This window comes from Halanaerobium kushneri, from assembly GCF_900156285.1.
GTDB lineage: Bacteria > Bacillota > Halanaerobiia > Halanaerobiales > Halanaerobiaceae > Halanaerobium > Halanaerobium kushneri.
In genome coordinates this window covers 172,647-195,300 of record NZ_FTNC01000002.1, presented here as the reverse complement: position 1 = coordinate 195,300, position 22,654 = coordinate 172,647, and the positions used below count along the sequence as shown (strand labels likewise).

The following is a 22,654-nucleotide window of genomic DNA, read 5'->3' as shown; positions in this document are numbered from 1 at the left end:
TAAGAGAGGCCAATTTCATTAAGAACTAATTTATTTAAAAATAGTTCACAATTAGATAAGTTTGGAGGTTAAATTATGAGTTCCAGTAATTGTGTTATTGATGTAAAAAATTTGCAGACATTTTTTAACACAGAAAATGGTGTTGTTAAAGCAGTAAATGGTGTTAGTTTTTCCATAGAAAAAGGTAAAACACTGGGAATTGTTGGAGAGAGTGGCTGTGGTAAAAGTATGACATCTATGTCACTTATGAACCTGGTGCCTCGTCCTAAAGGATTTATTGCAGGGGGAGAAATAAACTATTTTTATGAAGATGGCAGTAAAATTGATATTACAGAATATGATCATGATAGTGAAAAAATGAGGAAAATACGAGGAAATGAAATGGCCATGATTTTTCAGGAGCCAATGACTTCTTTAAATCCAGTTTATACAGTTGGAGATCAGATTATTGAAGCGATAAAACTGCATCAGAATTATAAAAATAAAGATGAATTGAGAGAAAGAGCTGTAAAAATGTTAAAAAAAGTTGGTATTTCAGCGCCTGAAAACAGGGTTGACGAATATCCACATGAATTTAGTGGTGGTATGAGACAGCGAGCAATGATTGCAATGGCTTTATCCTGTAATCCTCGTCTTTTAATTGCTGACGAACCAACTACGGCCCTTGACGTAACTGTGGAAGCCCAGATTATTAATTTAATGGGTGAATTACAAAAAGATATGGATATGTCAATTATGTTTATTACTCATGATCTTGGGGTCATTGGTGATATAGCAGATGAAGTAATGGTTATGTATACCGGTAAGGTTGTTGAAAAATCTGATACAAAAAGTTTGTTTTCAAATCCCAAGCATCCTTATACCAGGGGTTTATTGAATTCCAGACCGGTTATTGGAAGTAAGAAAAGACTGGAGCCAATTGAAGGTTCTGTTCCAGATTTGCTTCATCTTCCAGAAGGGTGTGACTTTTATGACCGCTGTCCAAAAGCAATGGAAATTTGCAAAAATGAAGATCCACCAGTTTTCGAAGTGGAAGATTGTAAAGTTAAGTGCTGGCTTTATCGAGAGGAGGAAAAAGCGTCTTGAGTAAAGAAGAAACAATTTTAGAAGTTAATAATTTAAAAAAATATTTTCCTATTAGAAAAGGTTTTTTTAAAAGAGTGGTCGGTCATGTAAAAGCAGTAGATGATGTCAGTTTTTTTATCAATAAAGGAGAAACTCTGGGTTTAGTTGGCGAGAGTGGCTGTGGTAAATCAACACTGGGTAGAACTGTTTTACAGCTTTTAGAACCAACTGCAGGTGATGTAATTTATAATGATCAGGGAGTAAAAAAAGATTTAGCAGAAACCAAAGGACAGGAATTAAGAAAATTGCGCCGGAATATACAGATGATTTTTCAGGATCCCTTTTCTTCTCTGGATTCTAGATTATCTGTAAGAGATATTGTCGCTGAACCACTTACTGTTCAGGGAATTGGTAAAGATCGTGAAGAACGAACTGAAATGGTTAAAGAGCTCTTGGAACAGGTTGGCTTAAATAGTTATCAAATGAATCGATATCCCCATGAGTTCAGTGGTGGACAGAGACAAAGAATCGGGATCGCCAGAGCACTTGCCTTAAATCCTGAATTAATTATTTGTGATGAGCCAGTTTCTGCACTTGATGTTTCAGTACAGGCTCAGGTATTAAATCTTTTGTCTGATCTACAAAAAGATTTAGGTCTAACTTACTTATTTATTGCCCATGATTTGGGTGTAGTGGAATACATAAGTGATAGAATTATGGTAATGTATTTGGGTAAAATTGTCGAAGTAGCTGATTCAGATACTTTATATCAAAATCCTCAACATCCTTATACTGAAGCATTATTAAAGTCTATAGCAATTGGAGATCCATTTTCTAATGAACCAAGAGAGGCTCTGGAAGGAACTGTTCCTGATCCTGCAAATCCACCTTCAGGATGTAAGTTTCATACTCGCTGTCCTTATTGTAGTGATATTTGTAAAACTAAAGAACCGGAATTGATTCCTACTGGTGAGGATTATAATAATTATGTTGCCTGTCATTCAAGAGATAGTTTAAATCTTGAGTCTTTTAAAAAGTAAGTTGAAATTATTTTAAAAATGAAGGGAGTTAAAAAATGATTAATTATATTTCTAGGAGAGTTGCTGTAATGATACCAGTTCTCATACTTATCTCCATGTTTATATTTTTTATTATTCAGTTACCTCCAGGTAATTATCTTGACTCGTATGTTGCCTTAGTATCAAGTCAGGGTGAAACTATAAGTGCTGAGAGAGTACAGAAACTTGAAGAAAGGTATGGTTTAAACCAGCCTGTTTATGTTAAATACTGGAAGTGGGTCAAAGGTTTTGTGTTTCTAGACTTTGGGAATTCGTTTCAATATGATAGTGCTAGTGTCTGGTCTATTGTCAAACAATATTTAGGTTATTCAATTCTAATCGCAGGTTCAACGCAGATATTTATGATTGTGGTGGGAATACCAATCGGTATTTATTCGGCAACTCATCAGTATTCTTTTGGCGATTATTTCTGGACTTTTATTGGTTTTATAGGCTTATCTATTCCAAATTTTATGTTAGCTTTAATATTGATGTATGTAGGTTATTTTGTTTTTGGGATTCCTTCCCTGGGGGGACTTTTTTCAGAACAATATGTTACAGCCCCCTGGAGTATTGCTAAATTTATTGATCTACTGGCTCATCTCTGGATTCCAGTTGTTGTCCTGGGAACAGCGGGAACAGCAGGAGTTATCAGAACAATGAGAGCTAACTTACTGGATGTATTAAATATGCAGTACATTAGTACAGCTCGTGCCAAAGGCCTTAAAGAAAGTGTAGTTATTTACAAACATGCTGTCAGGAATGCACTTCATGTAATTATAATGTGGGCTGGAATGAGATTACCAAAATTAATTTCTGGATCTACTGTAGTATCAATAGTACTTTCTTTACCTACCTTAGGACCTATAATATATAGTGCTTTAAGGTCCCAGGATATGTACTTAGCAGGAACGGTTTTATTATTCCAGTGTATTCTTTTATTAGTTGGTAATCTTGTTGCTGATATTATTTTGGCTGTTGTAGATCCCAGAATTCAGTATAATTAAATTTTGATGGTGAGGGAGGATAGATATGAAAACAGAAACAAATCAATCTGAGAAAAATATTAATGAAATTGATGAGTCGCCAGAAATTTTGAGCAGAAATCAATTGATGTGGAGAAAATTTAAAAGAAATAAATTAGGTGTTGCTGGTGGAATAGTTGTATTATTGTTTTATCTTATGGTGATCTTTGGAGGCTTTCTAAGTCCCTATACTCTGGACCATAAAGATTATTCAAACATTACAGCTCCACCTAGAAGAATTCGTATAATTGATCAAGATGGTTTAAGTGCTCCATTTGTTTATGGTTATAAAGCTTCTATGGATCCTGAAACTTTGCAGAGAAATTATGAAATTGATAAAAACAGTAAATATTATATTGATTTTCTTCATCGAGGAGATGAATATAATTTTTTAGGATTGTTTAAAACAGATTTACATTTATTTGGTGTAAATGAAGGACAGATGTATTTACTGGGAACTGATGAAACAGGTAGTGATCTGCTAACTAAGATAATACTGGGAGGAAGGATATCTTTATCTATTAGTTTATTGGGGCCTTTAATTAGTTTAATAATAGGGGCAATCCTGGGAACAGTATCTGGCTATGTAGGAGGAGTTGTAGATGGAGTTATTCAAAGAATTATTGAATTCTTTAAGTCGTTTCCAAGAATTCCGCTCTGGTTAACTCTGGCAGCAGCTTTACCTGCGAATTGGTCTTCACTGAGAGTATATATTGGTATTGTAGTTATTTTAGCATTTTTGGGCTGGACTGGATTAGCCAGAATGGTTAGAGGTAAAATTATGTCTTTAAGAGAAGAAGATTTTGTCTCTGCAGCTATAGCCTCTGGCTCTACAGGTTGGTGGATTGTAAGAAAACACTTAATTCCAAATGCGATGAGTCAGCTGATAGTTTCTGCTACTCTATCAATACCTTCAATGATTTTAGCAGAAGCATCCTTGAGTTTTCTTGGCCTGGGAATTAGAGCTCCAATGACAAGCTGGGGAGTATTATTACAGGAAGCTCAGAATGTACGTACTATTGCACTTCATCCCTGGTTATTTACTCCAGCATTATTTATTATAGTAGCAATCTTAGGATTTAACTTTCTGGGGGATGGCTTAAGAGATGCAGCAGATCCATTTTCAAATTAAATAACAGTTATTATCAACTGTTTATATTAACAAATATATCCCTGTCTTTCTGACTATTGATTTAATATCACTGGCTCAGGGAGGCAGTTTTTTATTAAAATTAATTAAAAATTTATTAAGGAGATTATAGATGACTGTAAATTTGAAGCAAAATGTTTGGTTAGCTGATCAGGGCAATGGCAAGTATAAAAATCCAATTTTACATGCAGATTATTCTGATCCGGATTTGATCCGGGTGGGAGAAGATTTTTTAATGGTTGCGTCCAGTTTTAACTGTATGCCTGGACTGCCAATTTTACATTCTAAAGATCTTGTTAATTGGGAAATTGTAAATCATGTATATTCAGAATTTCCTGTTGCAGATTTTAATAAGGTAGCACATGGAAAAAATGCCTGGGCACCATCTATTCGCTATCATGATGGTAAATACTGGGTATTTGTTGGTGATCCTGACCACGGAATTTTTATGAGTAATACTGAAGATCCATTTGGAGACTGGTCAAAACCAATTTTTGTTAAGGAGGGGAAAGGTTTAATTGATACCTGTCCTTTCTGGGATGATGATGGCAATGCTTATCTTGTTCATGCTTATGCCCGCAGTAGAGCTGGATTTAAAAATGTTTTAAATCTCTGCCGGATGAGTAATGATGGGACTGAATTATTGGATGAAGGTACTTTTATTTTTGATGGAGAAGATGGGCATCCGACTACAGAGGGTCCAAAAATGTATAAAAGAAATGGTTATTATTATATTTTTGCACCGGCTGGTGGGGTAGCTACAGGCTGGCAGCTTGTTATGAGATCAAAAAATATTTATGGACCTTATGAGAAAAAGGTTGTTTTAAAACAGGGAGATACTCCAGTTAATGGACCACATCAGGGTGGTTATGTTGAGCTGGAGTCAGGTGAATCCTGGTTTGTTCATTTTCAAGATAAAAACGCCTATGGTAGGATTGTTCACCTGCAGCCTATGAGCTGGAAAAACGACTGGCCGGTTATTGGAGTGGATAAAGATAATGACGGTATTGGGGAACCTGTAATGGAATATTCAAAACCGGCTGTAAATTCTGAGGCTGAGATTAAGGTACCAGCAACAAGTGATGACTTTAATGATCAAAAATTAGGTTTACAGTGGCAGTGGCACGCAAATCCAGAAACTAAATGGTATTCTCTTAGTGAAAATAATCAATCACTCCGATTATATACAAACAATATCAGTCAGGAGCAAGAAACAGTTTTATGGTATGCGCCTAGTTTATTACTGCAGAAATTTCCGGCTCCAAATTTTAGTGCTGAAACCAAAATTACTTTTGACCCAGAAGTTGAAGGAGAAAAAGCAGGTTTAATTGTAATGGGAGAAAAGTACAGTTATCTAAGTCTTGAAAAATCTGAAAAAGGTTTGAAACTTATTCAGTACTGGGGAGTTGAAAGAGAAAAAAGATCCGAATTTAAAATGACCAAAAAACAGATAGAGGGGCAAACACTTTATTTAAAAGTAGAAGTAAGAGAATTTAACGAAGAAGCTCTTTGCCAATTTAGTTACAGTATTGAGGGTGAAAAGTTTAAAAACTTTGGTAAACGTTTTAAAGCAGTCCCGGGACGCTGGATTGGGGCAAAGTTGGGTCTTTTTGCAGTTAATACCAGTAAACATTTAACTTCGTCTTTTGCTGATTATGATTATTTTGCCGTTGAAGAACTTTCTCAATAAAATTATTTAATCTTAAATTTTATCGGTTTTCTATCCCTGGAAAAAGGATTTATTAAAGCTAATAATTTATAAAGGAGAATAAATTTAAATGCTCAAAGAAAAAAAGATTTTTATTGCTGGAGATTCAACTGCTTCTACCTATGCTGAAACGGATGCTCCAAGAGCAGGATGGGGCCAGGTTATTGAAAGATTTTTTATAGATCAAATTAATATCATAAATAAAGCTGCATCTGGAAGAAGTTCAAGAAGCTTTATAAATGAAGACAGGCTTTTTGAGATTGATAATTTAATTTCTGAAGGAGATTATTTTTTAATTCAATTTGGCCATAATGACCAAAAAGATGACCCTGAAAGAGCAACAGAAGCTTTTGGCAGCTTTCAGGATTATTTAAAAAAATACATTAATGTTGCTGAGAAAAATAAAGCAATTCCTATTCTTTTAACACCTATTCAAAGAAGGAATTTTTCTGATAATGGTCATTTAATTGAAACTCATGGCAAATATCCAGAAGCTGTAAGAGAACTGGCATCTAAACTTAATATAACTCTAATCGATTTAGCTAAAATTACTAAAAAATATTTTGAAGAACTTGGACCGGGAGAAACTAAAGATATTTTTCTCTGGCTACAGGCCAAAGAAAGTGAAAATTATCCAGAGGGAATAGAAGATAATACCCATTTTTCAGAGAAAGGAGCTTTAAAAATTTCTGAGTTAATTGTTGAAGAAATTAGAAATCAAAATTTAGAATTGAGTAAGTATATATTGAAGAAATAATTTCTCGAAAAAGAAAGGTGAATTTATTAATGACGAAAAAAAAGAATAAAATTGATCGTATTTCAGAAATTATTAATCAGAATAAAATAAAAGAAGTTAAATTTAGAGATCAAAGTTTCAATATTAATGATTTTGGAGCAGTAAAAGGGGGGAGGATTAAAAATACTGAAGTTATAAATAAAACAATTAAAAAATGTTCTAATGCAGGTGGGGGAAGAGTTATTATTCCTGCAGGTATATATTTAAGTGGCCCTATTGTGCTGGCTGATAATGTTAATTTATATTTAAAAAAAGGAGCAGTATTAAAATTTAGTTCTAATTTAGCAGATTATAAGATTATAAGAAGTGAATTTGAAGGAGAAAAAAATTATAGATTTGAATCTCCAATCAGTGCCAAAAAAGCAGTTAATATTGCAATAACTGGAAAAGGCATTATCGATGGTTCAGGTGATAAGTGGAGACCTGTTAAGAAATATAAAATGACAAAAAATCAATGGCAGAAATTAATTGCTACTGGAGGGGCGGTTCAGAAAACAGAAGAATGTAAGATATGGTGGCCGTCCCAAAAAGCTCTAAACGGTCAGGATTTGGTACATAACTTAGATATTAAAAGAAAAGAAGGCGCGGAAATAACTCCTGAAGATTACAGAAAAGCTGGAGAGTATCTGCGACCTGTCTTATTAAATTTAAAAGAATGCAAAAATATTTTAATAGAAGGTGTTACTTTTCAAAATTCTCCCGGCTGGAATCTTCATCCATTGATGTCTGAAAATATTATCCTGCGTCAGCTTACTATTCGTAATCCCTGGTATGCTCAGAATGGAGATGGATTGGATATTGATTCTTGTAAGAATGTGCTGGTTGAAGAATGTAATTTTGATGTGGGTGATGATGCCATCTGTCTCAAGTCAGGTAAAAATGAGTCAGGAAGAAAAAGAAAAATGCCTTCAGAAAATATTTACATAAGAGATTGTAATGTTTATCATGGACATGGTGGTTTTGTAATTGGAAGTGAGATGTCTTCTGGTGTAAAAAATGTTTATCTTGAGAACTGTAATTTTATGGGGACAGATATAGGGATTAGATTTAAAAGCACCAGGGGAAGAGGAGGGACAGTAGAAGAAATTTATTTACGGCAGGTTAGAATGTCTAAGATTAAACACCAGGCAATAAAGTTTAATCTTTTTTATGAATCTAAATCAGGATCAAAGATAAAAAAAGAGAAAGTTACTGTTGAAACTCCTCAATTTAAAAATATTTATCTTAAAGATATAAACTGTCTTGATTCTGAACAGGGAATTTATATTAAAGGACTGCCAGAGATGCCGGTTGAAAATATTTATTTGGAAGATCTTAAAATAAATGGAGATAAAGGCCTGAAAGTGAATTATGCTGAAAATATTGAGATCGAGAATTTAGATTTGATTAGTAAAAATGAACATCTGCAGCTTTTAAATTCTAAAAAAATCAATTTAAGAAATTACCTTATTATTGCGGCAGATGGCAGTGGTGATTGCAAAACATTTTCTGAGGCATTAAAAATGTTAGAAGGGAATAACACTATTAATAAAGTTTTTATAAAAAACGGAATTTATAAAGAAAAAATAGTAATTCCAGAGACTTTAAAAAATTTGACATTTATAGGAGAGGATCCTGAAACTACTATTTTGACCTATGATGATTACGCCCGAAAAATTAAAGAAAATGGTAAAGAAATGGGAACATTTGATTCTGCTTCAATTTTTATTAATGGTGAGCGATTAAAGTTTAAAAATATTACTTTTGTTAATACCTCAGAACCACGCAGCAAAGTTGGGCAGGCAGTAGCAGCCAGTGTGGGTGGAGACAAAGTTGCATTTTATAACTGTAAATTTAAGGGTAATCAGGATACTCTTTATACAAAAAGTAGTGAAGGAAGATTATATTTTGGTAACTGCTATATTGAAGGAGATGTAGATTTCATTTTTGGAGCAGCAACTGCATATTTTAATGAATGTGAAATTTACAGTACAGGGCCCGGCTATATTACAGCTGCTTCTACTCCTAAAGAAAAAGAATATGGTTATGTTTTTAAAGACTGTATTTTAAGCTCTGATCTTAAAGAAAATACTGTGTTTTTAGGCCGTCCCTGGAGACCTTATGGAAATGTAGTTTTTATAAATACTTATATGGGAAAACATGTTAGAGAAAAAGCTTGGAATAACTGGCGAGATCCAGCTAAAGAGAAAACAGCACGTTATGCTGAATATAATAGTTATGGTCCAGGAGCAGCAAATAGCAAAAGATTTGACTGGATTAAAATTTTGACTGCAGAAGAAGCCAGACGATATAATATAAATATGATTTTTACCGATCAGAACTGGTTTTAGTCTTATAGTATTAAAAATTATAAGATATATTTAGTTTTTAATTAATAGCCTGGTTCATTTGATTTAAAAGTTATTTAGAGAGGAGATTAGAAATGTTAGATATCTGGAATGGTCAAATTCCTGGTTATAAAAAGACAGATGATTTTGCACCTCTTTTAAAAAAATACCTGCTCGATACAGAAAAAGTAAAAAAGTCAGTATTAATTTTTCCTGGAGGCGGTTATACTCATCGAGCTGAACACGAAGGTAAAGAGGTGGCTCAGTTTTTGAATAAAAATGGATTTAATGCATTTGTTCTGCATTATAGGGTTGCTCCTTATAGATTTCCTTATCCACTATTAGATGCCTTAAGAGCTGTAAAGTATATTAGGTCAAATGCTGATAAATGGAAGGTTAATAAAAATAAAATTGCAGTTATGGGGTTCTCAGCTGGCGGTCATCTTGCCTCGATTGTGGGCACTAATAATGATTTGTATAGAAATATATATAGAGAAAAATTGAAAGATTATAGTTTTGACCAAGATTTAGTTGAAGCAGAAAATTCAATGGTTAATGCACAAATTTTAGCTTATCCGGTAATCAGTGCTGGAAAGTTTGCTCATCAGGGTTCAGTAGACAATTTACTTGGCAATTCTCCTTCTCAAAAGCTCTTGGATTTATTTTCAACTGAGAAAAATATTTGCAAGAAAACAGCACCAGGCTTTATCTGGCATACTGCTGATGACGCTTCAGTTCCAGTTGAAAACACTATTTTATTCTGTAGAGCATTGAGTGAAGCGAACATTAATTTTGAAAGTCATATCTTCCCCCAGGGAAGGCACGGACTTGGTTTAGCAGCAGAAAACGAATATGTTTCTAAATGGTCTGATTTAGTTTTAGATTGGCTTGATGAAGTATTATAGAGAAAATTGAATAAAGTTTTAAAACTTTAAAGTAGATATTAGCAGATAAATTATTAATATCTACTTTTATTGTTTTATATTGAATATTTTAAGTACTTAAAGCTTTATTTGTTTAAATTATAAGAAAATTTAAATTTTAAGCTAAAAATATGTTAAATGAAATCTAAATTCTAAAAATATGTTTAGATAAAATTAGGATAAAGTGCTAATATTATATTTGTAATTATTTATAAATTTCAAAGATTTGTTATTTAAGGGTAAACGGAAAACGTTAAACCTAAAAAGGAGGTGAAATTTAAATATTTAGTAAGTAATTCTTTTCTAAATTAAAATCAGAGGGGGAAATTAATAAAATGAATTCTAAAATCAACTTAAATATTTTAGTGGCTTTATTAATCTTAATCATCATGACACCAGCAGTTTCTGCAGAAATGATTGAAGTAAACAGTAACTGGGAAGCAAGTGTTTTTGGCAATGTAGGTGGAGATAATAAAATAACAGCCGAAAATTTTGCCATTCAGGAACTGGATAAAGACAGAATTAAAATGATGAGTGCAAATAACAGAGGTAAGATTGAAAGTTCATCAGAAGGAATAGCTTATTATTTTAAAAAGTTAAAGCAAGATGATAATTTTGAGATGAGCGTTCAGGCAGAAGTTCAGTCTTTTGATCTGAATAATCAGGTTTCCTTTGGTATTATGGTCAGAGATAAGGTTTTATATAATAAAAATAATAAAAAAGATATCGGTTATGCACTTGCGGTAGGACCCCTAAATGTAACCAAAGAAACCCCAACAACAGCTTTTTATAGAACTGCAAAAGGACAGAAAAAACTTGGAGAGCTGGTTAAGGGGACCATTCCGGCACCAGAATTAAATTATAAAGTGAAAATGAAAAAATTTGGTGATACATACTGGTTGAAATTTGGTGAGGAAGAACCGGTAATTGTAGATAATTTTTCTGGATTTGAAGGTGAAGATCTTTTTGCAGGACTTTATACCTCCAGAAATACAACAGTAATTTATAGTGATTTAAAGCTTGAAAAAATAAAAGAAGTTGAAGAATTAAATATTAATAGCGATAATTTCAAAAAAGATTATCTTCTAGAAGAGGATTTAAATCTTAAAGGATTGGATGTTACAGCAGAATTTGCTGATGGTAGCAGTAAAGAGTTAAGCAGTAAAGATTATATAGTTACTGGATTTAACAGTTCTAAAGCAGGTAAAAACACCATTAAAATTCAATATGGAGGAGCTGTTAAGAAAATAGATTTAAATATTAGTGAATTGACTGCTACAGCTTTAAAAATTAAATACTATCCTGCTAAAACAAATTATTATTTAGGAGATCAGTTTGAGTCAGAAGGACTTTTAGTTATAGCTGAATATAATAATGGCTACAGAGAAAAAGAAATTAATTCTGAGCAGTATAAAATAGCTGTTGATGGAACTGAGTTAACTGACACTGGATTTATATTTGAATCTCCAGGAGAAAAAAATGTTTCAATAATTTATAAAGAAAAGCCTGAAGTTAAAAGCAGCTTTACTATAAATGTTAGTGATGCAGAACTTAAGAATTTGAAAATCAAAGAAAAACCAGAAAAAACTTTATATTTTCCCGGCGAAGAATTAGACCTGGATGGAATTTCAGTCTATGCTAATTATGATGATGGGAATTCTATTCGTTTAATGAGAGAAGATTATGAAGTTGAAGGTTTTGATTCCAGTGCTATAGGGGAGCAGAAAGTGATGCTTAAATATAAAGATCAAAAAACAGCCTTAAATTTAAGGCTAAAAGAGAAGGAAGTTAGTGGTCTAAAGCTGATTGAGTATCCTCAAACAACAATTGATCTTGGAGAAGAATTTAAAACAGAAGGTATAAAAATAGCAAAAGTATATGATAATGGTGATCAAGAAATATTGGCAGCTGATGAATATACAATTGATGATTCTAATATCGATAATCAAAAAGAGGGAACCTACACGGTGCAGGTAATTCCAGAATCTGATCAATTAGAGGCTATTACTTTTGATATTACAGTAAGAAAAGCAAAAGAGTACAGCTGGAATGCAATTAATTTTGGTCAGTCAGCTTCTGATGATGATACATTTATCAATGTTAAAGAAGATTCAGTGGAAGTAGCTTCTATTAATGGTGGAGGAAAAGTAGCAACTGATCATGATGGAATAGCTTACTATTATACCGTACTTGATGCTGATGATAACTTTAAGCTTTCAGCAGATATTAAAGTGATTGAATATGCGAAAGAGCCACATGATGGCCAGGAGGCTTTTGGAATCATGGCTCGTGATGCAATCGGGAAAGATGGTGATGACGGTGTTTTTGCCTCAAATATTGTTGGTGTAGGTGGCTACAGTGGTGGAAGTAAGGATCCAAATGGAACCCAGTTATTTTACAGAACTGGTGTGGAATCACCGGATGGAAAAGGCAGTAATGGAGATAAAGGTATGATGATTGAGCAAGTTAAACCAACTCCAGATAATACCTATCCTGTAAAAGAGTATAGACTAACACTTGAGAAAACAAACAGCGGCTATGTTGGTCGACTAAATGGAGAAAAAGAAGAGATTTTATTTGAACCTGAACTACTGGAAGTACAGAATGACAAAATTTATCTTGGCTTCTTTGGAGCTCGAGTCGGTCATATTGAGGTTAGTAATATTGACTTAAGAGTTTCTAATGCAGCAACTGATGCTCCAAAAGTAGTACCTCCAGCTGAGCCTGTTGATCCAGATTTTGATTTTCTCTCTCTGGAAAAAACTGCAGTTAAAGATTATCCACTGATTTTTGAAGCAAATGTTGATGGTACTGCAGAAGTAAAACAGGGTAGAGAAATAATTGAAAATGAGTTGGATATTAATGCTGGAAAAGAAATTGAGATTGCAACTCAGCTTAAAAATAACACTGCCAATGATTTTACGATTATATTTTTACCAGATGACACTCAAAATCTGACAGACTATAATCAGATTATTAAAAACTTCAGTGTTAAGATGAAAACTTATAGAGATGGAGCAGATATTTATGCTGCACCTGAAGGTAGTCCAGCTGCTGAGGGAAGTGAAGATTCTCCGCTTGATATTGATACTGCTGTAGCATATTCTCGTCCGGGGCAGAAAATTGTAGTTTTAGATGGTCAGTATTTAAGAGAAGAAAAATTAGAAATTAAGAAGTATAATGATGGGACTCAAAAAAATTACAGGTATCTTGTAGCAGCAGAAGGAGCAAATCCTGTTTTTGATTTTAATAAAAAATCAGAAGGGATTATACTAAGTGCTGATTACTGGCATATTAAAGGAATAGATGTTACTCAGTCTGCGGCAAATGAAAAGGGAATGGTTATTGGTGGTAATTATAATATTGTTGAGGAAAGTAGATTTTATGATAATGGAAATACAGGTCTGCAGATAAGTAGAACAGATATTACTGAATCTGATAAAGATCAATGGCCATCACATAATCTTATCTTAAATTCTACAGCCTTTGATAATGCGGATCCATCTAATAACAATGCTGATGGGTTTGCAGCTAAATTAACCTCTGGTGAGGGTAACGTATTTAAAGGCTGTATTTCTCATAATAATATTGATGATGGCTGGGATCTTTACACAAAAGTGGGTACTGGTGCAATAGGGAAAGTAGTAATCGAAGACTCTATAGCCTACAATAATGGTACTTTAACAGATGGTACTGTCGGTAATGGAGATAAAAACGGCTTTAAACTTGGTGGAGAGGGAGTTCATGTACCACATCTAATTAAAGATTGTATAGCTTTTGGAAATGGTGCTGTCGGTTTTGCCAGCAACAGTAATCCAGGAGTTAGAGCTGTAAATAACGTCTCCTTTAATAACCAGGGAGGAAACATTGTCTTTACCACTTATAATGGAATAGAGGAGGATTATGTTATAGAAGAATTCATTTCTTTTGCCACAAAAGAAATAGATGCTGATAGTTATCCTGAGGTTGAAGCTTCTAATCATAATTTCTTTTATAATGGTGAAAACTCAAAAAATATCAGTGGTGTAAAAATTACTAAAGATAATTTTGAGAGTTTAGAAATTAAATTACCTATTGAGAGAAATAAAGATGGAAGTATTAAATTAGGAGATTATTTAGAATTCACTTCTCCTATGTTCAAGTAAATAAGATCTAACATTTAATAACAAAAATGAACAGAAAGGCTATTTTATCTAGCCTTTCTGTTTTACTATTTTATATCAAAAAAAGTAGAAAATTAATTTAATATAACAATTAATGTCTTGTTATTATTCTTTTTTTTATATACACTATTGTTAAATATAATGATTTCAGGAGGGAATTATGCTAGATAATTTTGTTTTTAGTCTCAGTGTTGCTTTACCAATTTTTTTGATAATGTTGAGTGGTTTTATACTAAAGAAGAGAAATATAATCAGACAGGATTTTATTAATGCAGCTAATTTTATAGTTTTTTACATAGCTTTACCATTAAAACTTTTTAACAGTGTTTCTCAGAGTGCTGTAGTTGAAAATTTCAATTTTAAATTTGTTAGTTTTGCAATTGTTGGCACAGCAATTAGTGTAGTGATTATATATTTTTATTCCAAATTATTTGTTAAAGAAGACACTAAAGTTGGAGCTTTTATACATGGAACTTTTAGAGGTAATTTTGTTTATGTAGGATTTTCTTTAATTGAAAATGTTACAGGTGTAATTGGTCCTCTTGCTTCTTTAGTCGTGGCTTTTGTAGTGCCGATTTATAATATCTTAGCTGTTTTAGTCTTAGTTCTTACTAATCCTGATAATAAGGCAAAGAATCAATTTAGAAACTCTCTGAAAAATATAATTAGTAATCCTTTTATTATTGCTATAGTTCTTGGTGTTTTAGCCTCATTAATGAAATTTAAATTTCCACCTCTGCTTCAGAATACAGCTAATTATTTTGATGTTTTAGCAACTCCGCTGGCCCTGTTGACAATTGGAGCCACCTTTAAAGTTGATAAATTATTTGTAGATATTAAATCTGCAGTTGCTGCAACGATTTTCAAACTATTAATTAATCCAGCGATAGCTGTTTTGGCAGCTTTTACTTTAGGATTTGGTAATAGTGAAATATTTTTAATTTATATTTTATTTGGAGTACCAACTTCAATTTCTTCTGCAATTATAACAGCTGCAATGGGAGGAGACGAAAATCTCGCCGCTTCAATAGTTATGATGACTACTCTGGGATCAGTTTTTTCTCTGACTTTCTTTGTTTTCATCTTTAGGGCTATAGGAATTGTATAAAAATTATTGTCGAAATGTTTGTAACATGATATATAAGATTACTAATCTATTTGATAAATAAAACTAGAAAAAGCGGCTTAAGGTCTTTAGAAATTATGATCTAAGCCGCTTAGATGATTTTATAATTTTTATTGTTACTTTTTAGAAATAAATTCAAACCAAGTTTTAAGTTTATTCAAAATTTATCCCATTATAACTTCGACCTTACTCTCATCTTTATCATGAGTTTTAAGCAGCTGACCTTCTATTTCTTTGCCATCGACAAATATTTTTTCTACACCTTTATTTATATTTTTCGGGTTTTTAACATTAATTTTAAACTTACAACCTCTAAATTTACGTATTACAGTATATTCATCCCATTCAGCTGGTATACAGGGATCAATTTTCAAACCATCAAAATCAGGTCTGATACCTAAAATCCACTGGCTAATAGCAACAAAATTCCAGGCAGCAGTCCCTGTCAGCCAGGAATTTTTAGCTTCTCCAAAGCTGGCAGCATCTTTACCAGCAATCATTTGAGCATATACATAGGGTTCTGTCCGGTGGAGTTTACTAATATCTTCTCTATAGGCTGGAGCAATTTTACTATAGTATTCAAAAGCACGTTCCCCATTTCCTATAATCGTTTCTGCTATCATGATCCAGGGATTATTATGACAGAAGATAGCACCATTTTCTTTATAACCAGGTGGATAAGAGCTTACTTCTCCCATATTTATTTGATATTCCTTAATTGTAGGATCTAAAATCATTAATCCGTGTTCAGAATTCAGCTTTCTATTTACAGAGTCTAAAGTTTTTTCAGCAAATCCATCTTTGAGTCCAATTCCTCCCATGATGCAGAATCCCTGAGGTTCAATAAATATTTTAGCATATTTATTATCTTTTGTTCCTAAAGGCTTACTGTAGTAATCATAAGCTCTAACAAACCATTCATCATCACGACCATATTTATTGACTGCTGCTTTCATTTCTTCTAAAGCCATTTCTGCTTTTTTTGCCAGTTTATTTTTATTCATTTTTCTAGATAAATGGACAAAATCAGGACCGGCTGTTAAAAACATACCTGCAATCATTACAGATTCAGCTGGACTGTTGTCTTTGTTGCTCACAGTCTGAAAAGATTCTCCTGGTTTTTCGGAAAAAGCACTTAAGTTCAGACAATCATTCCAGTCAGCATGTCCAATTAATGGCAAGTTGTGCGGCCCCAGATTATTAACTACATGCATAAATGAGGCTTCCAGATGATCAAAAATAGTGGCTTTTTTTCCGTTATTAAATGGTACTGTTTCCTTTAAGATTTCATAATCTCCTGTTTCTTTAATATATGCAGCAACAGCAAAGATAAGCCAAAGAGGATCATCATTAAATCCACTTCCAATTTTATCATTACCTTTTTTAGTTAAAGGTTGATATTGGTGGAAAGCACTGCCATCTTCAAATTGAGTTGAAGCCAGATCTTTAATTCGTTTTTTGACTCTTTCCGGAATCATATGAGCTGATCCCAGCAGATCCTGATTAGAGTCCCGGAAGCCAATTCCCCGACTAATTCCTGACTCAAAATAGGAGGCAGATCGAGCTAAATTATAAGTAACCATATTCTGATACTGGTTCCAGATGTTAACCATTCTTTCCAATTTGGGATCAGGATGTTTTATAGAAAATGAAGAGAGGAGTTTTTCCCAGTGTTTTCTTAACTTTTTAAAAGCTTTATTAACTTTGTCAGAAGAATTATATTTAGAAATTAGTTTTTTAGCTTTGTTCTTATTTATTACTCCCTTGCTTTCCCACTTTTCTTCCTCTTTATTTTCTATATAACCAAGCTGAAAGATAAATTCTTTTTCCTGGCCAGCATTTAATTCAATTTCTAAAGAATGAGAACCAATCGGTGACCAGCCGTGAGCAATTGAATTATTTGATTCACCTGTTTTTAAAACATCTGGATTAGAAAAGCTATTATATAATCCTAAAAAACTTTCGCGATCTGTATCAAAACCAGAAATTTCTTGATTGACCGTATAGAAAGAATAGTGATTTCTTCTTTCTCTATATTCTGTTTTATGATAAATTGTTGAACCGTCTACTTCAACTTCTCCAGTATTAAAATTACGTTGAAAATTAGTCATATCATCTTCGGCATCATATAGGCAGAATTCTAAAAATGAAAAAAGCTTAATTTTTCTGTGTTCATTACTAAGATTCTTAATTTTAATCTGGTGGATTTCTATATTGTCTCCCAGAGGAACAAAAAACTTCATTTCAGTTTTCAGTAAATTTTTTTCTGATTCAATAATTGTATAGCCGAGTCCGTGTCGACACTGATAGCTATCCAGATTGGACTTTTGTGGTGCCCAGGCCGGAGAAAAATATTCTCCTTTTTCATAAATATAGTAATAACGACCTCCGGCATCAATAGGAACATTATTATAACGGTAACGGGTTAGTCTTCTTTTGCTGGCATCTTTGTAAAAACTGTATCCTCCAGCAGTATTTGAAATTAAACCAAAGAATTCTTCGGACCCTAAGTAATTAATCCAGGGATAGGGAGTATCAGGTTTTTGAATTATATATTCCTTTTTCCTGTCATCAAAATGACCATATTTCACGATAAAACTCCTTTCTTAATGACTAATCAAAAATTTTAAAAAACAAGAACCGAAATCGTTTTAGCATTATTTATATTATTCTTGTTAAAATAAAAAACTCCTTCTTTTTTTATTAAATAAATTAAGTTTTATTTGAAAAAATTATGAGTTTAAAGCAGGTTTGCTTGCTTTTAAATTTATTGTATCTATTATATAATTGTGTTATAAGAATAAATAATTATTAAAATTCAAAAGTAAGTCAGGAGGAGATTCCTAATGATTTCAGAACTGGAAAATGGAGAAATAAAAATTGCAGTTGATACTAATGGTGCTCAATTAAAGAAATTAATTTTAAAAAAAGACGGAAAAAATTATCTCTGGCATGGTGATTCTAAATACTGGGGGAGAAGCGCACCTGTTTTATTTCCGATTGTTGGACGTTTAAAAAATAATCACTATTTTTATAAAGGACAAAAATATGAGATGACTCAGCACGGTTTTGCCAGAGATAAGGAATTTGAACTGGTGGAACAAAGTAAAAAACATTTGACATATCTATTGGAAGAGAGCAAAGATACTTTAGAAAAATATCCTTTTAAATTTAGACTACAGATTATATATAATATTGAGGGTAATTCCCTGGATATTACTTATCGAGTTATTAATCAGGATCAGAAAAATATCTACTTTTCAATTGGAGCGCATCCTGCTTTTTACTGGCCTCTTACTGAGAATGAAAAAAAAGAAGATTATTATTTAGAATTTGAAAAAAAAGAAACAGCTGATAAATATTTATTAGAATCAGGTCTGTTAAATAATCAGCGAAAAAACTTATTAAAAAACTCAAAAACTCTGGAACTAAAGCCAGAAATTTTTAAAGACGATGCCTTAGTCTTTAAAAATTTAGTATCAGAAAAAATAACTTTAAAAAGTAAAAAATCAGAAAGAGAAGTGAAAGTAGAATTTCAAAATTTCCCCTATCTGGGGATCTGGTCACAATCAGCAGAAGCTCCTTTTATTTGTATTGAACCCTGGCAGGGGATTGCTGATTCGGTAGATTCTACTGGAAAACTTGAAGATAAAGAGGGAATTAATGAGCTTGAACCAGGGCGAAAATTTGAGTGTACTCATATAATCAGTATTAATTAATTCTGTGACACATATCATATAAACTCCTTTTTAAAAATGCTATAATAACTTGAGAAGAATAATCAAGTATAAAAATAAAGGAGTTTTGATAATGAGTGCATTTTTAGGACCGATTCATATGTGGTTATATAATCAGATCCAGATAGTTGAAGCCAGAGAAGCAAAAATTGTTGCTAAGTTTAGTCAAAAATATTCAACAGAAATTGTTAATGATCTAATTCAGCCTTATCGTCAGCAGTATGGGGAATTAAAAGCAGATAAACCTCTGACCGAATTAATTGCTGGTAATGATATCCATCCCTGGCTGGAAGCTGCAATTAGCAGTGCTCAGAGTAGAGAAGCTGCAGTGGTATCAGTTTTATTGGACAAATATAATGACCAGGAGTTGCTTTTTACCATTTATGAAGAACAGGCAAAAGAGCTTGCGCAAAAAGCAAAAAAACGGGATGAGGTAAACGAGTTTGATTTAAATGAAGCATTTGAAATTATCAATGAGCATTTTGTGGAAAGGATGCCCTGTGATCGTTTGTCAGGAGCAGTTAAAGAGGAAAACAAGATAATCTGGAAACATCAGAATCAGCTGCATCAGGAATTCTGGCAGCAAACAGAGGTAGAATTGGAGTTAATGCATCAGCTTTATGCAAAATGGCTGAGTGTTTTTGCAGAAAATCTTAATTCTGCACTTGTTCATAAACGAGAGTTTGGAAGTAATTATTATAATGATATTTTTTATGTTAATTAGTATCTATAATTGCAAAAAAGTTATTTAAACCACTCAAATTTTGACATTCAAAATCAGGACTGATATTATATAGATACTCTTAAGAAATGTTTTATAAAGGAGAAGTGATATTATTAAGAAAAAGTTAGTTATTTTAAAAGACCTTCTCTCAATGTTTATTACACAGCATAGAAATCAAATTTCATATGTTATCGGCTTTATTACTGCCCTTGCTTTCGCTCTTATTTATTTTGAGATGGGCCTGGAGCTGGCTCTGGCAGTTCTTTTAGCCGGGATTTTAATATTTGAGATATTTGATCATTATTTTGGTGGCAGTCCTGATATTATTGTTATGGGTGTTGATAGTGAAGAAGATATGATGAAAACTCTGAAAAAGACGATGTCAAAAGCAATGAAAGAAAAAAATAAGCAAAATTCAAACCAAAATAATGACTAATTATAAAAAAACATCTTTTTTTAATTATACTTCCAAAGTAGGTAGCCTAATTAATTCAGACTATCTATTTGGAGGTATTTTATTTTTATTTGATTTGAACAAATATTCAGAAAAGTGTTACCTTGAAAATAGAATTATTATTAATTAATTGAGAGTAAATTGGCTGCAGAATAGATATAATTTTACATTTCTGTTATAATAAAGTTTAGAATGCTTGTTTTTATTTCTCTAATCAGCAAATAAAAATATAAATAGGAGCTAAGGATGAGAATACTTAAAAATTTATCTATTCAAAATAAAATCTTATTGGGAATTGGATTAAGTTTTGTTATGGCAATGATTTTTCTGCTGGCAATTGTAATTTATCAGTTTAATTATCTTTCCGAAGAAAATCAAACTTTGATGGAATTAGAGTTATTGGAAAGAAATTATGATAAATATGAAGCTCTGGTTAAAAGTAGAGCTCAAATTCTCTCTCAAGCTTATCAGATACGTCTGCAGGAGAGTCAGGAAAAAGATCAATCTTTTTCTGAAAATGAGTTAAAAAATTTGATGTCTAAATTAAATAATGAGATAGCCATTGATGATCTTTATTTTTACATTTATGATCTGGAGGGGAACACGGTTTCTCTGCCTCCAACTCCAAATTTAGAGGGTAAAAATAGAATGGAACTTCAGATTCAGGATAGAAAATTATTAGAAGAAATGATTAATCTTGTTAAAAATAAGGGTAGTGGCAGACTAAGTTATCCTTATATTAATCCTGATAATGGAATGATTGAAACTAAATATGGGTATCTACAAAAAATCGAAGGTACAGATATGTTTGTTGGCTCTGGCGGCTATCAGAGTAGTTATTATAATATTGTTTCTCAAATTCTTGCCAAAATAAAAAATATTCGTGATGAAACAATCTATTTATTTTTAATTATTTTTGGTATTATTGTTCTGATTATATTTTTAATAATATTTGATATTTCAAAATACATAAATCAGAATATAAAACAGATAGTTTCAGCTTTTAAGCGGGTAGAGAATGGGCAATTAAGTTTTCAGTTAGATATTAAAACTGAGGATGAATTTGGTAGCCTTGCTTCGGGGTTTAATAAGATGCTTAATAGAATAAAAAAACTTACCTATAATGATCCCCTAACAGGTCTGCCAAATTTAAACTTTTTAGAAAGTAATCTTTCGGAATCTTTAAAAGAAAATATAAGTAATGAGAGTCAAATTTATTTATTTACTTTGATAACAGATAATTTAACTCTGGTAAATAGTAATTATGGTTATCAAAAAGGAAATGATATTCTGCGAGAACTTTACCAGCGTTTAAGAAAAAGTTTGTCTGAGGAAATGACAATTGCTCGTAAAAGTGATGAATTCATTTTTTATTTTTCTTCAAACAAAAGCAAAGAGGAAGTAAAAGAATATGCTGGTGATATAATAAATACACTTTCAGAGCCTTATGAAGTTAATAATAATCTTATTTATTTAAAAATTAAAATTGGAATTGCTATTAACGAGCAGGGCGAAAATTGTTCGGATTTAATTAGAAAGTCAAGACTGGCACTTCATTTTGTGGATGAGAAAAATAATATTAAGTTTTTTGATCAGGAGATGTTGGGACAGCTGTCAGGTAGGTTGAATTTAGAAGGTAAGTTAAGGAAGGCAATAGTAAATGACGAGTTTCAGTTATTTTATCAACCACAGCTTGAAAGTCAATCAGATAGGGTTGTTGGAGTTGAAGCGTTAATTCGCTGGCAGCATCCTGAGGAGGGGAGGATTTCTCCGGGGGAATTTATCCCACTGGCAGAAGAGACAGGAATGATTTTAAGACTGGGTGACTGGATCTTAAATGAAGCGCTGCAGCAGTTAAAAGCCTGGCAAAATAGAGGTTATAATATAATTATGGCTGTAAATATAGCTCCTCAGCAATTTCAGCAGGAGAATTTTGTTGAAAAAATAGATAATTTGCTGGCTAAATATCAACTAGAAGCAAGATTTTTGGAGCTTGAAATAACCGAAAGAACAGTGATTAAAGATATAGAATATACTGTAGAAGTTTTAAGTAGGTTAAAAGAACTTGGCGTAAAAATATCTATTGACGATTTTGGAACCGGTTATTCTTCTCTTGAATATTTAAACCGTTTTGCTCTTGATAAACTTAAAATTGACAAGTCTTTTGTTCATAATCGGAGTAATTTAAATATTGTTAAAACTATTATTATGATGGGAAGTAATTTGGGACTGGAAGTGGTAGCAGAGGGTGTAGAGACTAAAGAAGAATTAGATTTTTTAAGAGAAAACAACTGCAATTATTATCAGGGTTATTATTTTTCGCGAGCTCAAAAAGCAGCAGTAATAGAGAAATACTTTACAGATAACAAGGAAGAAAGTGATTATTAAGTAAAGGAGT

Annotated in this window: 15 protein-coding genes; 14 read left to right on the top strand and 1 reads right to left on the bottom strand. The window is 32.4% G+C overall.

Going from position 1 to position 22,654, the window contains the following annotated elements:
• Positions 1 to 75 precede the first annotated feature (75 nt).
• The 10 genes from BW929_RS02710 (at position 76) to BW929_RS02665 (ending at position 15,323) form a co-directional block, all read left to right on the top strand.
• The gene (locus BW929_RS02710) at positions 76 to 1,086 is read left to right on the top strand and encodes an ABC transporter ATP-binding protein (RefSeq protein ID WP_076543837.1); all 1,011 of its coding nucleotides are present in this window, start codon (positions 76 to 78) and stop codon (positions 1,084 to 1,086) included.
• Positions 1,083 to 2,105 carry an ABC transporter ATP-binding protein gene (locus BW929_RS02705; protein WP_076543836.1) on the top strand — a complete coding sequence of 341 codons (1,023 nt, stop codon included), beginning with the start codon at positions 1,083 to 1,085 and terminating at the stop codon, positions 2,103 to 2,105. Before BW929_RS02710 ends, BW929_RS02705 begins: the two co-directional genes overlap by 4 nt.
• A 35-nt stretch (positions 2,106 to 2,140) precedes the next feature.
• Positions 2,141 to 3,130, top strand: coding sequence for an ABC transporter permease (locus tag BW929_RS02700; protein WP_076543835.1), 990 nt, complete (start codon positions 2,141 to 2,143; stop codon positions 3,128 to 3,130).
• A 25-nt stretch (positions 3,131 to 3,155) separates the two neighbouring features.
• On the top strand, positions 3,156 to 4,280 hold the full coding sequence (locus BW929_RS02695; RefSeq protein WP_076543834.1) for an ABC transporter permease: 1,125 nt from the start codon (positions 3,156 to 3,158) through the stop codon (positions 4,278 to 4,280).
• Positions 4,281 to 4,410: 130 nt separating this feature from the next.
• Positions 4,411 to 5,988 (top strand): glycoside hydrolase family 43 protein, encoded by a 1,578-nt coding sequence (locus tag BW929_RS02690; RefSeq protein ID WP_076543833.1) that lies wholly within the window; start codon positions 4,411 to 4,413, stop codon positions 5,986 to 5,988.
• Positions 5,989 to 6,076: 88 nt separating this feature from the next.
• Positions 6,077 to 6,763: a rhamnogalacturonan acetylesterase gene (locus BW929_RS02685; RefSeq protein ID WP_076543832.1), complete on the top strand. Its 687-nt coding sequence runs from the start codon at positions 6,077 to 6,079 to the stop codon at positions 6,761 to 6,763.
• Positions 6,764 to 6,792: 29 nt separating this feature from the next.
• Positions 6,793 to 9,132, top strand: coding sequence for a pectinesterase family protein (locus BW929_RS02680; protein ID WP_076543831.1), 2,340 nt, complete (start codon positions 6,793 to 6,795; stop codon positions 9,130 to 9,132).
• A gap of 92 nt (positions 9,133 to 9,224) precedes the next feature.
• Entirely contained in the window at positions 9,225 to 10,034 is an 810-nt protein-coding gene (locus BW929_RS02675; RefSeq protein ID WP_076543830.1) for an alpha/beta hydrolase, read from the top strand.
• Positions 10,035 to 10,387: 353 nt separating this feature from the next.
• Positions 10,388 to 14,197 (top strand): bacterial Ig-like domain-containing protein, encoded by a 3,810-nt coding sequence (locus tag BW929_RS02670; protein ID WP_076543829.1) that lies wholly within the window; start codon positions 10,388 to 10,390, stop codon positions 14,195 to 14,197.
• Positions 14,198 to 14,375: 178 nt separating this feature from the next.
• On the top strand, positions 14,376 to 15,323 hold the full coding sequence (locus BW929_RS02665; protein ID WP_076543828.1) for an AEC family transporter: 948 nt from the start codon (positions 14,376 to 14,378) through the stop codon (positions 15,321 to 15,323).
• Positions 15,324 to 15,505: 182 nt separating this feature from the next.
• Here the strand turns inward: BW929_RS02665 and BW929_RS02660 are convergent, their stop codons facing one another.
• A complete protein-coding gene (locus BW929_RS02660; protein ID WP_076543827.1) occupies positions 15,506 to 17,932 on the bottom strand; it encodes a glycoside hydrolase family 94 protein in 2,427 nt (808 codons plus the stop codon).
• 255 nt (positions 17,933 to 18,187) lie between these two features.
• Between BW929_RS02660 and BW929_RS02655 the strand changes: the two genes are divergently transcribed.
• The 4 genes from BW929_RS02655 to BW929_RS02640 all read left to right on the top strand — a co-directional run bounded on the left by BW929_RS02655 (position 18,188) and on the right by BW929_RS02640 (position 22,644).
• On the top strand, positions 18,188 to 19,060 hold the full coding sequence (locus BW929_RS02655) for an aldose 1-epimerase family protein (protein WP_076543826.1): 873 nt from the start codon (positions 18,188 to 18,190) through the stop codon (positions 19,058 to 19,060).
• Between the two features lie 91 nt (positions 19,061 to 19,151).
• On the top strand, positions 19,152 to 19,802 hold the full coding sequence (locus BW929_RS02650) for a hypothetical protein (protein WP_076543825.1): 651 nt from the start codon (positions 19,152 to 19,154) through the stop codon (positions 19,800 to 19,802).
• A gap of 151 nt (positions 19,803 to 19,953) precedes the next feature.
• The gene (locus tag BW929_RS02645) at positions 19,954 to 20,238 is read left to right on the top strand and encodes a hypothetical protein (RefSeq protein ID WP_076543824.1); all 285 of its coding nucleotides are present in this window, start codon (positions 19,954 to 19,956) and stop codon (positions 20,236 to 20,238) included.
• 264 nt (positions 20,239 to 20,502) lie between these two features.
• The gene (locus tag BW929_RS02640) at positions 20,503 to 22,644 is read left to right on the top strand and encodes an EAL domain-containing protein (RefSeq protein WP_076543823.1); all 2,142 of its coding nucleotides are present in this window, start codon (positions 20,503 to 20,505) and stop codon (positions 22,642 to 22,644) included.
• Positions 22,645 to 22,654 lie beyond the last annotated feature (10 nt).